General features: G+C 45.6%; 10 protein-coding genes. 4 read left to right on the top strand and 6 right to left on the bottom strand.

Going from position 1 to position 13,213, the window contains the following annotated elements; genetic code table 11:
• Positions 1–233: 233 nt before the first annotated feature.
• Together KOD92_RS06405 and KOD92_RS06400 are read left to right on the top strand one after the other, a co-directional pair.
• Entirely contained in the window at positions 234–1,619 is a 1,386-nt protein-coding gene (locus KOD92_RS06405) for an SGNH/GDSL hydrolase family protein (RefSeq protein ID WP_215232727.1), read from the top strand.
• 220 nt (positions 1,620–1,839) lie between these two features.
• A complete protein-coding gene (locus tag KOD92_RS06400; RefSeq protein ID WP_229254567.1) occupies positions 1,840–3,486 on the top strand; it encodes a sialate O-acetylesterase in 1,647 nt (548 codons plus the stop codon).
• A gap of 21 nt (positions 3,487–3,507) precedes the next feature.
• On the opposite strand, the gene KOD92_RS06395 is transcribed toward KOD92_RS06400, so the two are convergent.
• A complete protein-coding gene (locus tag KOD92_RS06395; protein WP_215232725.1) occupies positions 3,508–4,131 on the bottom strand; it encodes a 2'-5' RNA ligase family protein in 624 nt (207 codons plus the stop codon).
• A gap of 74 nt (positions 4,132–4,205) precedes the next feature.
• On the bottom strand, positions 4,206–5,072 hold the full coding sequence (locus tag KOD92_RS06390) for a BRO-N domain-containing protein (protein ID WP_215232724.1): 867 nt from the start codon (positions 5,070–5,072) through the stop codon (positions 4,206–4,208).
• Between the two features lie 177 nt (positions 5,073–5,249).
• Between KOD92_RS06390 and KOD92_RS06385 the strand changes: the two genes are divergently transcribed.
• Positions 5,250–5,714: a lipocalin-like domain-containing protein gene (locus KOD92_RS06385; protein ID WP_215232723.1), complete on the top strand. Its 465-nt coding sequence runs from the start codon at positions 5,250–5,252 to the stop codon at positions 5,712–5,714.
• A gap of 68 nt (positions 5,715–5,782) precedes the next feature.
• Here KOD92_RS06385 and KOD92_RS06380 read toward each other — a convergent pair whose 3' ends face one another.
• The 3 genes from KOD92_RS06380 to KOD92_RS06370 all read right to left on the bottom strand — a co-directional run bounded on the left by KOD92_RS06380 (position 5,783) and on the right by KOD92_RS06370 (position 10,485).
• A complete protein-coding gene (locus KOD92_RS06380) occupies positions 5,783–6,175 on the bottom strand; it encodes a GxxExxY protein (protein ID WP_215232722.1) in 393 nt (130 codons plus the stop codon).
• A gap of 122 nt (positions 6,176–6,297) precedes the next feature.
• Complete coding sequence (gene purL / locus KOD92_RS06375; protein ID WP_215232721.1) at positions 6,298–9,963, bottom strand: phosphoribosylformylglycinamidine synthase; 3,666 nt, start codon at positions 9,961–9,963, stop codon at positions 6,298–6,300.
• A 99-nt stretch (positions 9,964–10,062) separates the two neighbouring features.
• On the bottom strand, positions 10,063–10,485 hold the full coding sequence (locus KOD92_RS06370; protein ID WP_215232720.1) for an organic hydroperoxide resistance protein: 423 nt from the start codon (positions 10,483–10,485) through the stop codon (positions 10,063–10,065).
• 209 nt (positions 10,486–10,694) lie between these two features.
• Here KOD92_RS06370 and KOD92_RS06365 point away from each other — a divergent pair, with 209 nt between their 5' ends.
• Entirely contained in the window at positions 10,695–12,074 is a 1,380-nt protein-coding gene (locus KOD92_RS06365) for an AraC family transcriptional regulator (protein WP_215232719.1), read from the top strand.
• Between the two features lie 35 nt (positions 12,075–12,109).
• On the opposite strand, the gene KOD92_RS06360 is transcribed toward KOD92_RS06365, so the two are convergent.
• Positions 12,110–13,147, bottom strand: a complete 1,038-nt coding sequence (locus KOD92_RS06360; RefSeq protein ID WP_215232718.1) for an acyltransferase family protein — start codon at positions 13,145–13,147, stop codon at positions 12,110–12,112.
• Positions 13,148–13,213: the final 66 nt, after the last annotated feature.

Here is a 13,213-nt window from a genome sequence, read left to right as displayed (position 1 = left end):
TTCTGAAAAGAAAAACTTAGCTCTTCACACCGGTCAATAAACCAAACCTGCCGCTGGCTCGTCAGCGGTTAGATCGTAAAATTAATGGTCCTCTTAAGTGCTAGTATTGCAGCATACTTGTCAAACTAATAGTTGGAACCACACGCCGCCTGGTACAGCTTCTAGAATACCTGCATCCCTCATAGGCAGAACAGTCAGTCAGTGTTTACTTATTCACTTTAAACAAATTAAAAATGAAGAAGTTGTTATTTGTTTTCGCCCTCGTTGCCTGCAACAAGCCCACCAACAGCTGGCCTGATCCCAAACCCGTTGAGCCCATTTATATTCCCACTGCCGAAGACTCCGCAAAGACGGCCGGCCCGTTTATGGGCATTCACCCAATGGGGCAGTATCCGGAGATGATCCATGAAAATCTACAAAAGCAGCCTGCACTCAAAATAGAAGATTGGCTGGCTGCTCCACTTCCGACAGCCGATTTCGGGCGCATTCTCAAACCAGGACAGGAGATGGAAATGGTCGCATTCGGCGGCGGGCTCACAGCCGGTGTTATGAACGGAGGCATCACTAGGGAAAGCCAGCAAACAAACTACACAAACTTGCTCGCGCATCAAATGGGTATCAAGAACTTCGCAATGCCGCTGTTCGAGAAGGAGCATTTCAATGGAACAGGCTATTACGTATACCGTAATACGACAGACGGATATCCGCAGTGGGACAGGGTTACAAACAATGTGATCTCTGTGTTGCCAGGCAAGCCGGCGACTATGCCCAAGTACCAGGGTAAGATCTCAAATTACGGGCTCTACTGGGGAAGCACGGAATGGTTTGTTCCCGGCTGGGGCTGCGAAAATTGCGCATTATCCACACTGCTTGCATCGCGATTCGAAGGGCATGTACCGACAGATTTACCGTATAATTTCATAGTTATCGAAGAATTCTTTGATCGGTGGATGCGCGGAATTAGAAGAACACGTCAAATCGGAGGATTTGACTTAGCTTTTAACGGCTCGATAATGAACTCTGGAAGGATTACTGATTATTCAATCAATTATGTTTTACATGGTAAAAAGGGCGTCATTTTTACAATTCCACGGTATCAGGATTTGCCCTATATGGAATGGTATTCGATGAAAAAATTTCAAAACGCATACATCACTTTTGATCGCGAAGGTGTGGCGGACGGGGTGATCAATTTTACGATGCCGTTTTCGCTGATCCCAACAGCCCGGCTCCATAACCTTTGCAAAAGATTTGCCGGCGGCACCTTTTCGGCTAATCTAACTGACATCGAGGTTATCGATGCTACTGAGAGTCATCAATCTGATCCTGCACTATATTATAATCAGAAAATCAGGGATTACGCGGCGGAGAAAGACCTCGCTGTGGTTGATCTATTTGACCTTTATCAACGCATTCATCAGGGAGGTTACAAAACCGATGACGGAGTTTTGGTAGACGGAAGTCCGTACGGTAATTTCTTCTCGTCAGATGGAATCTATCCTACACCGCTTGGACAGGCCATTATTTCAAATGAAGTGATCAAAGCGCTGAATAAGCATTATGGCGCCAAGATCCCGTTGATCGACATTGCCGGTTTTGTGAAGGCAAACGGCATCTAAAAACAGCTCTATAACTTATTTTCAGCAAATTTATCTTTCTACGATGAACAGTTTCATAAAGTGGATAGTCGTATGCGCCTGCCTCTTGACAAATATTGGCCATGCACAAACTGTAACATTATCCTATCCGATCAATAATTCCGTAATCCAGAGAAGTACACTTAACAGCGCCACAGCCACTATTGCCGGTCAGCTAATTCATAATACCCTCGCTGTCACAATGAGTTACAGGATTCGAGCTGTTAGTGCCACAGGCGTCGTTGGAGCCGCAGGGCCTGCAACAAACCTGAGCCTCGCTGCGAATGGAATGTATTATACAACATTGACAGTCAACAAAGGGTGGTATTTATGTGAAATTCTTCTAAATGGCATCCCCTATGCGTCCGCCAAATTTGGAATAGGGGACGTATTTTTCATTGCAGGTCAATCCAATGCACAGGGAATTGTGGATGATGCCTACCCGCTTCCCACGAGCGCCGGTATTCCAGAATGGATTGTTGGTACTTTTCACGATTATACTTGCTCCAGACATATTCCCGGCGGGGCATTTAACGGCATGTTCTCATTGAATACGCCTGATGAAGCAAAACGGCATGGCAGACTAGGGCCGTCAGGCAATGGCATCTGGGCTTATGCGACATTGGGCAAGCTAATTTCCAATGCAACGGGAGGAACGCCGGTGGCCTTTTTTAACGCATCTACTGCAGGATCAAGCATAACTGAATGGAAACAAGGCGCGGACGGTGTTGAGGCAAAACATCCTTATACCGGAGCACAGGTGTGTTTGGGTTATGTAGCGGGAGCGTCGATAAATCCAACTGACTACTACGGCTTGCCTTACACCACGCTGAAAAACGCATTAAACTCTTACGGCTCGCTATTCGGGGTGCGAGCCGTACTTTGGCACCAAGGCGAGGCCGATGCAGATTTGAACGTCAATCCGATTTACAAAGCAACGAGCGCCGCGGACTACCAGACCAAATTACAGGCGGTAATTGCAAAGTCGCGTGCTGACTTCGGGGCACCTAACCTCACCTGGTATATTTCAAAGGCATCCATCAGTAAGTGGGGACCTCTGAACGGAACGGTCAGAACAGGTCAGGCCAATGCAGCACCAGGTGTCCCAAACCTGAGTGGTCCGGATACAGATTACGTTATAGGAAGTTCAGGCGCTATGACCAACATCGTTGGTGTGAATAGATACCGGGGAGATACCACTCACTTTTACGAAGGTCCGGGTTCAATCAAAGGACTTACCTGGCTTGCGAATAAATGGTTTGCAAGCATTGGAGCCTTGATTAATCCCATCGCCGCAAGCTGGGTGCCGCAATTAACCTATTCAAAAAATGGAGAATTAAGAACACTTACTGCTCCCGGCGGGGGAGTTCAATATGTCTGGAATTCTACCAGTATGAATTCACCCGGCGTGCCGGGAGGAAACGCAAGTGTGTACATTGCCGACGGGAAACACCTTGGTATCAAATGTCACATGAAAGACGTGACCGGTAACTGGCACATATCAGCTGCACTTAACGTCGGAAAGTACGAAAGTCAGCGGGAAGGCTATGAAATTGAAAATGACAAAGAACCGGAACTGCCTGGCTTTGAACTAACCGCCTACCCAAATCCATTTACTTCCAGTTTTACTATTGCGTTTGACGTACCCGAAGAAAACAGCCACGTGAGATTAGAGGTTATTGATACTCACGGCAAAATCTTGAAAACAGTGGTAAACAACCCGCACGCAAAAGGTAAGTGGGAATATGAAGTAACAGAGCTACCTGATACTTCAGGCGAAATTCTGTTTTGCAGGTTGAAGGTTAACGAGAGTTATACAGTGCGGAAGCTTGTGCGGGTGGGCAGGTGAGTAAGATGTAAAGACAATTAGCTACAAGATATCAAACATTTTAGTTTGCTGGCCAACTATATACTCGTTCCCTAGAAGAGGAATTGAATCCAAAATATCATATTGCCCTTTGGCGAGATTCAACTTACGCAAGGCTAGTGAACTGCAATTGAAAAAATCGTTAAAAGTTTCTTCTTTGAAGGCATCCTCACATTTTACAACGTCGGCGACAGCAACATTTCTAACGACGGTCATATGCAGCCGATGTATTTTTTTCCAGTCAGCAGTTTTATCCTTCCTTAATCTCTTATCGAAGTTTGTTTCCAGGAAACTACTAATTCCGATGGCTGTTTTCTCAGCGTCGCTCGTTAACCGGACAAAAAAAGTACAAAATTCACTTTCTTTGAAGCTGCTAAAACCATCAAATTGAACTCTAAATGGTCTGGCACCGGCCAAAATTCGTTTAAACTCTCTCAGTATCGCCGGATAGTCTTTGTCATACGCGAAAAATGCAAACAAAGTTATATGAGCCAGGGAGTTCTCACTCCCATAACGCTTGTCAAGAATTTCTCTAGACCGCTCTTTGAAATTCTTCACACACCCAATAATCCTATCGTTCGGCATCAATACCAGTGTATAAAGTGACATCCCTTCTTCTCTCTTCATTCTCCTAAAGCGTTGTTAGATCCGGCTTATTGTGTAATTGATAAATTTAGACTCAACGCGATAACAAAAAGCTGCTACGTTATCGATTTCGGATCAATAACGTTAGGGTCTTGATTTGATAAATTTCCGCTTAATACTGTCTTCGAATTTGCTGCAGTTACAACCCTTTTACCAGTCTGCGCTTCCAATTCGTCCAACGCCACTTTCGCAACATTGCCTCCTTGTTTTGCGACTTTTTTACTGTGCTCAAAGCTTTCAGGATTGACCGCTTGCGAAATATCCTTTGTAGATGCTTCCGCTAACATGTTTAGGATCAATTCTGTATTTGTCATGTTATCTCTCAGATTTTCCTTTTTGAGACCTTTGAGCATCTTGTACTCTTTCGCTGTTTTTCCGGCCCAGGTTTTTGTAATGATGTCCGTTAGCACAGCGAAATGCATTCCCTCTTTCAAGCCACGACTTCTCCACTCGTCGGTTAACTCCTTCCGGATTTCAATGCTTTTTAGTCGCTGATTGATCCAACTTTCAGAATAACCTAATTTCAGGTATTGTTCTAATGCGCGATCAATTGTCAATTCCGGATCATGCATCTCGTCCAGCCTCTCCGAAGCTATTTGCGCCAGCCATAGTTTAAAAGGTTCTGCTTTCGGCGAGGGGATGGATTGAACTAATCTAAAAAGCTGCTCTGTATCAGCGACATCCGTTTTATAATACTTCCCGTCGGAAGACTTCATTTTCAGCTGTCCGATAAAATCGGACAGCTCACTACCGTTCTTCTTTAACTTCACTTTCAAGTCATTCCAGTACTTTCTAGGCCTATCAGTATCAGTCAGAATCTCTATTACGTCGATTATTGAGAAAAACCATTTCTCCTGTTGATCATCCCACACAGTTCTTACTTTCTTCTCTTCAAACATCTGAATTGCATCTTGCTTTGTCATAGTATGCGCTAGGTTGTTTTTGTGTCTAGGTCGAATTTCTGAAAAATATATCAAAAGCAAGAGCAATCAGTAAAGTGTATATTCTCCGCTATAAATTCGAGTATCAACTACATTCCACAGGTAGAGGGAATCACAGACATCCTTTTAACACTAAACAACCTTTACCTCAAAAAAGAAATGACTCTCAAACCCGCAGTCCTCTTACTCCTCGCATTCGCAACCCAATGCACCTCAAAAACAGAAATCCCTGATCAACCCAAGGAACAAAGCATTGTCGGCACCTGGCACCTACATTCCAGCCAGATCATCGAAAAAGGAGATACTAAAAAGACCTTTCCCGTCAAAGACCAGGAAATGATTAAGCAAATTACGGACACACATTTCAGCTTCATGAAGCACGATACCCGCCAGGGCAAAGGCGATACCGCCATTTTCGACGCTGGTGCGGGTACTTACACTTTAAAAGGTGATGATTATACCGAGAATCTGCAATACTGTAATTATCGTGAATGGGAAAATCACCAGTTCCATTTCAAACTCCGCATTAACGGAGATACCCTCGTTCAAACTGGCTTTGAGAAGATTGACAGTCTGGGGATTGATCGCGAGATTCGGGAGGTGTATGTGAAGTCTAAACTATGATTTTTGATGCGCTGTGATGGACTGTGATTTTTTTGCAGGTGCTCTGAGCCGTACTTCTTGCTTAGTGATTATCGTTTCGGCTTAGGTTTCATTACTCTTTTGAATTGGAGACTGGTGTTTCCGAAATTGATTAAGAGTCCGATTTCTGTTTTGTATGCTTCAAGGTAGTTGATCGCTTGGGCGAGGTGAACGTCTTCTAATTCTTTGACTGCTTTGATTTCGAGCATGATCGTCTTTTCAACGAAAAAGTCCACTCGCCGCTTGCCTATGGAGAAGCCTTTATAGCTCAACGGCATTTCCATTTCGCGCTCAAACTTAATTCCATTCATTTCAAGCTCTATTGAAAGTGCGCGCTGGTAGACAACTTCCTGAAATCCATTCCCAAGGTACCGATGCACTTCCATCGCACAACCGATAATCCTGCCTGTCAAATCCGAATGTTTGTAAAGTTCGTTGATCATAGTGTGTAATTATTGATAGCAGCAAATCAAACAAAAAAATTGCCGCTAACCAAAAGTCAGCGGCAACATAAAAGAAAGAAAGCCAATCAAAAAATCATAGTCCTCATAGCCCATCAAAAAAATCATAGTCCAGACCCCTCAACCCACTCCCGCGCATTCACAAAAGCCTCAATCCAAGGGCTAACCTCATCTTTCCTGCCCTCTGGATAATTCGCCCAATGCCATTGGAAAAGTGATCTTTCGATGTGTGGCATCATAACCAGGTGTCGACCAGTTTCGTCGCAGAGCATGGCGGTGTTGAAGCCGGAACCGTTTGGACAAGCTGGATAAGTTTCGTAACCGTATTTGGCTACAATGCTGTAACGGTCTTCGGTATACGGGAAGTCGAAGCGACCTTCTCCGTGGGAAACCCAAACGCCCAAAGTTGAACCTGCCAGAGACGATAGCATCACCGATTTGTTAGGCTGGATCGTCAGCGAAGTGAAGATACTTTCGTGCTTGCCGCTTGCATTGTGGAGCATTTTCGGCTTCACATCGTGACCCATATTGATCAGGCCAAGCTCTACAAAAAGCTGACAACCGTTACAAACTCCCACCGACAACGTATCCTCACGCTTGAAGAAGTTTTCCAGTGCCACTCTCGCTTTGTCATTAAAAAGGAAAGCACCAGCCCAGCCTTTGGCAGAACCGAGTACGTCAGAGTTTGAAAACCCTCCTACTGCGCCGATAAATTGAATATCCTCCAAAGTTTCCCGACCAGAAATCAGGTCGGTCATGTGAACATCCTTTACATCAAAACCCGCCAGGTACATTGCATTGGCCAATTCGCGTTCGGAGTTACTTCCTTTTTCGCGCAGTACCGCTGCTTTGGGACGAGGTTTTGATTCGTCAATAACAGGTTTTTTCCCATCAAACTGCGCAGGGAATTTGTAGCGTAGTACGTGGTGTTTGTAGTTGTCGAAACGCTCTTTCGCCAGTTTTGGGCCGCTTTGTTTGATATCCAGCAAATACGAAGTTTTGAACCAAACATCCCGCAATTGATCAATATCAAAATCCCATTTGCCGGCTGCGTCTTTGATAGTCAAAGTGGAAGCCAGATTTACATTTCCGATTTTATGAAAAGTAACTCCATTTGCTTCAAGAGCATTTTCCACACTTTCCTCAGCCTGGAAAACAATACCTATATTTTCTGCAAAAAGCTTTTCAATGATATTCTGATCGCCCAAACCGGAAAGGTCAATCGAAGCGCCCAGGTCGCGATCTGCGAAACACATTTCAAGCAAGGTCGTAATCAATCCGCCGCTGCCGATATCGTGGCCCGCCTGGATTTTTCCTTCCTTGATCAATTGCTGAATGGTATTGAATGCATTCTTAAACTGATCTGCACTCTGAATATCCGGCGTAGCATCGCCGATTTTATTTAATATCTGTGCAAAAGAGGAGCCGCCCAGTTTGTAAGTATCGCCTGATAAGTTGATATAGTAAATCGAGCCGCCGCTTTTCTTCAACACCGGCTCAACCACCGCAGTAATATCGTCACAATGTCCCGCAGCCGAAATAATCACAGTACCCGGCGCAATTACCTCGGCATCTTTGTATTTCTGCTTCATCGAAAGCGAATCTTTGCCCGTCGGAATGTTGATTCCCAGACTGATGGCAAATTCCGAACAGGCTTTCACGGCCTTGTATAAACGTGCATCCTCGCCTTCATTTTTACAAGCCCACATCCAGTTTGCCGAAAGCGAAACGCTAGTCAGATTATCCTTCAATGGAGCCCAAACGATATTGGAAAGTGCCTCCGCAATCGCATTGCGACTACCCGCTGCCGGGTCTATCAATGCAGAAAGTGGCGCGTGACCGATTGAAGTCGCGATTCCGTCTTTACCCTGAAAATCGAGCGCCATCACGCCCACATTATTCAAGGGCAATTGCAGCGGACCGGCGCATTGTTGCTTGGCCACGTGGCCGCCCACGCAACGGTCTACCTTATTCGTAAGCCAGTCTTTGCTCGCAACCGCTTCCAGTTGCAGCGTTTGTTCCAGATATTCATGCAGCTTGCCGATCTCGTAAGTTACCGGCTCGTATTTTCTTTCAATGGATTTGTCGGCCATGACTGTTTTTGGCGAACTGCCAAACATATCCTCCATTTTCAGGTCCATTGGTTTCGCGCCCGTTTTGGCCGATTCAAATGTAAACCTGTGAGAACCCGTCACCTCGCCCACCTGGTACAAAGGCGCCCGCTCGCGGTCAGCAATGCGTTTCAGCGTTTCAAGGTTTTCTTTACTGATCACGAGTCCCATTCTTTCCTGGGATTCGTTACCGATTATTTCCTTGGCAGAAAGCGTAGGATCGCCGACAGGTAATTTGTCCAGATCTATGTTTCCACCCGTTTCTTCCACCAGCTCGGAAAGACAGTTCAAATGCCCGCCTGCGCCGTGGTCGTGAATGGAAACAATGGTATTATTATCACTTTCCACCATGCCGCGCACTGCATTGGCAACACGTTTTTGCATTTCAGGATTGGAACGCTGGATCGCATTGAGTTCGATACCTGAGCCAAATGCGCCGGTATCAGCAGAAGAAACCGCCGCGCCGCCCATTCCGATCCGGTAGTTTTCACCGCCCATGACCACAATCTGATCGCCCACTTCGGGAGTCGACTTTTTCGCCTGGTCCGCTTTTCCGTAACCAATACCGCCCGCCTGCATGATCACTTTATCGTAACCCAGCTTGCGGCCTTGTTCTTCGTGTTCAAATGTCAGAACCGAACCTGCGATCAGCGGCTGACCGAATTTATTTCCAAAATCAGTCGCTCCGTTTGAAGCTTTGATCAGGATATCCATGGGTGTTTGGTACAACCATTGACGCTCCTCAACGCCATTTTCCCAAGGTCGGCCTTCTTCCAGACGCGACAATGCAGTCATGTAAACCGCAGTTCCCGCCAAAGGAAGTGAACCTTGTCCGCCCGCCAGCCTGTCGCGAATTTCACCACCCGAACCAGTAGCAGCGCCGTTGAAAGGCTCAACCGTCGTAGGAAAATTATGCGTTTCCGCTTTGAGAGAAATAACTGATTTAAAATGCTTTATCTCGTAAAATTCAGGAACATCGGGCCGTTTTGGAGCAAATTGCCTAACAACCGGACCTTCCAGAAACGCTACGTTATCTTTATATGCCGAAACGATCGAATTAGGATTCGCCTCAGAAGTTTTGCGGATCAATTTGAACAAAGAAACCGGCTGCTCCTCGCCATCGATCACAAACACACCATTGAAAATCTTGTGGCGGCAATGCTCGGAGTTAACCTGAGAAAAACCGAAAACTTCGGAATCCGTCAGTTTGCGATCGAGCTTTTCGGCCAGGTTATTTAAATACCCAACTTCTTCATCGCTTAGCGAAAGTCCCTCCTGCTTGTTATAAGCAGCAATATCCTCCACTTCTTTGATAGGCTCCGGCGCGATGTTGATCGTGTAAAGCTCCTGATTCAGCTCGCTGTATTTCTGCGAAAGCATTGGATCAAAACCCGAAAAGTCAGCGTCGACTTTCTTGAATTCCTCAATACGGATAATGCCTTGAATGTCCATATTCTGGGTGATCTCCACCGCATTGGTGCTCCAAGGCGTAATCATCGCGGCACGCGGACCAACAAAAAACTCCGTGATGGTTTGTTCATCCCGGAGTTCTGCGCCGCCAAAAAGCCAGCTTAATTTGGAAGTATCTGATTCTGTTAGCGTTCGCTCTATCTGGACCGCAAAAACAGTGTTCTGTTTGTCTGCAAAAAAGTAGATCATGGTATCGAATTATGGCGCAAAGGTAACGCTAATTTGGCTTTTTGGCTAGTAATGAACGTCTTTTCTGTCTTTCGGATTAATGCCTTCAAGCTGAAATACTTACTTCACAATCAGCTCAACCTCCACGTTGCCGCGGGTCGCATTGGAATATGGACAAACCTGATGTGCTTTTTTAACGAGCTCTTCTGTTTGCTCTTTTTCAAGTCCCGGTGCTTCAATTTCCAGCACCACCGACAGTCCAAACCCGCCATTTTCAATTTTACCAATACTCACAGCCGCAGTCACCGAAGTAGTTACGCCCGTAATTTTTTCCTGGCGCATGATCAGGCTCAATGCACTGTCAAAACAAGCCGCATAACCTCCGGCGAAAAGCATTTCAGGATTGAGGTACTCGCCCGACGGACCGCCCATTTCTTTTGGTACCCGCACATCAATATCGAGCACGCCATTTTCTGACTTTACTTTTCCATTGCGGCCGCCTGTTGCTGTTGCTTTTGCGGTATATACTGGTTCAATTTTCATATTAAATGCAGGTTATTTGTTTTAAAGTGTCAACAGTATTTCCTTTAACAACTGTCAAAATTCTGCCTTGGTTCCGCAATAGAATAACCTTCCATTTAACAAATTAGAGCCAGGTAAGTAACTCCATTGCATGCAACCTTCGCCAGAAAACATTCGAAAATTGCCTATATTGGCATAATTGAACAGAAATTCAGCGCTTACCAGTGACCATGCAACCATCCATCGCCGTATTGCCATTTGCCAACCTCAGCAACGATCCCGAAGAGGAATATTTCAGTGACGGGATCACCGAAGAGATTATCAATGTACTGAGTCGCGTCCCCGGTTTGCAGGTAGCAGGGCGCGCTTCTTCTTTTACTTTCAAAGGCAGCAACGAGGATTTGCATTCAATTAGTGAGCAGTTAAATGTAAGACACATTCTGAAAGGTAGTGTGGCAAGCAATGGTAACCAGTTGCTGATCAATGCGCAGTTGGTGAACGCAGCGGGCGGATCGGTGATCTGGTCGGAGCAATACGACCGGGAGCTCGACGATATTTTTGATATTCAGGATGAAATTGCATTGGCTATTTTGGGCGCGATCAAAGTGGAGCTGCTTGGTGAAGAGCCTGCGGTTACTTTTAAGAGATATACTAACAATAAAGACGCTTACCAGCTTTACCTGCGCGGGCGGTTTTACCATAATAAATTTGCCGGAGGCGACGAGTACCACAAAGCAATCGGCTACTTCGAATCGGCTATCGAGCTCGACCCAACTTATGCGATCGCTTACGCCGGAATCGCCTCCTGCTACCTGAATATGTGGTTTTACCGTCACATGCCGGCGGCAAAAGCATTACCTTTAATGAAAGAAGCCACGGCGCAGGCACTTGCGCTCGACGATGAAATTGCCGAAAGCTACATTGCATTGGCTCGAATGCAAATGCTGTATGAATGGGATTTTGGCAGTGCGGCAAATGCATTCAAAAAAGCAACCGACCTGAACTGGAACACCGCCGAGCTGCACGTACAATTTGCATTGTACTGGGGTTTGCTGGGCCACGCTTCCATGGCCGAAAAAGAAATCGCGACGGCACTTGAACTGGAACCGTTCTCGCTGATCAATAACTTCTATGCAGGATATGTTTACTGGCTATCCGCCAACTTCGAGAGTGCGATTGCGCAAGGAAGAAAACTAACGGCGCTGGAACCGAATTTCTGGGGCGGGCACATGATCACAGGCGCCAATCTGATCACATTAAAAGACTACCCCGCCGCTCAGGAAGCACTCGAAACGGCACTCGAAATAAATTATAACGGCATTACATTAAGTGCCTGCGGCGCATTGTTCGGACTTTCCGGCGAGCACGAAAGCGCACGCGATATATTGACCCAAATGAATGCATTGAGCAAAACGCAGGTAGTATCAAACTACGATATGGGGATTGTACACGCAACTTTGGGTGATACTGAAATTGCCGTTGAATATTTCCAGAATGCTGTAAGTCAGCACGAACCGCCGATGTTATTCTTCAAATACATTGTAAGAGACTGGCTCTCAGGCACATTGCATGATGTGCGGTACGATATGCTGGTGGAGCTGATTTTGTAGTGATTAGCCCAAACGAAATTGGACCCAGTCAAATACTACATTCCTACTTGCTCTTTATCACGCTTTATAGAGACCGGCTTGTAAATTTTACCCAAAAAACTTTTTTGATCCGAAAGCGATCCGAGCAATAAAGCCCGGCTTATACTCCATTGATTTGCAGCCAGATAAAAGAGAATAGGAAGTAAAAGTGCGACTGCAATACGCAAGTTAGGATCCGCATATCCGTGGTCCCGCAATGCAATTTGCAATCCCTGATGCAGGTACATGATGACCAGCGAAGCTTTGCCAAATGCAGACAAGAGCGCGGACGAAGGAAACTTGAAAACGAAGAATAACAATGCGGCAATGATGGCTAAGCCGCTCAGGAACGTAACAAATGGAATCCCATAAAAAGCTACTTTCATATTATAGTAGTTAGGAAATCCGTAAACTGTCAGACATATACCTGCAACCGCAATTATCACAATAAGCATCTGGTTCCACTCAGTGCCGAACTTGCGGTACAGATTACCAAAACAATAAACAGGCACAGCTGCCAGCACTACATTGACGCCATACGGAAATATCATTTCGTCAAAATACCAGTCATTTACATAACTGATCAAAAGGCAAATAATGCCTATCAGCACAATGCCGGAAGTGTTAAATTTCGTCAGGATGAGATTACAAAACTGCTGCGTAAGAAACAGGCAGGGAACAAACCAGAATACGCCCAGATAGCCTGTCAGATAGCCACCGCCTAATACCAGCCGGCTCATACCCTGATTGGAAGTCCCGGTGAATCTGACTATGAAAAAAATAGTAAGTAAATAAATGAAATACGGAATAAGGAATTGGGCGGATTTTTCTATAAAAAACTGCCAGTAATTAATCCGGAGTGAAGACAAATAGCCTGATAGAAAGAAAAACAAGGGCATGTGAAACATGTAGATCAGCCTCACGGTGAGACTATCAAAGTCTTGATCCAGGACTATCACATGCGCTACTACCACACAGATAATGCCGAATCCTTTCAACATATCTATCTGCGCATAGCGGGACGCAGCTTGTTGCTTCGCAATTTTAAGAGTCAATAGAGGAGTATGTAGAGTAGTTAGGTTTCTGTGAACCTATTCAGCAATATTCCGAAAGAGATCGAT

This window comes from Dyadobacter linearis (genome assembly GCF_907165045.1).
GTDB lineage: Bacteria > Bacteroidota > Bacteroidia > Cytophagales > Spirosomataceae > Dyadobacter > Dyadobacter linearis.
Note: the sequence above shows the minus strand (reverse complement) of the source record. Positions and strands in the feature narration are given on the sequence as shown.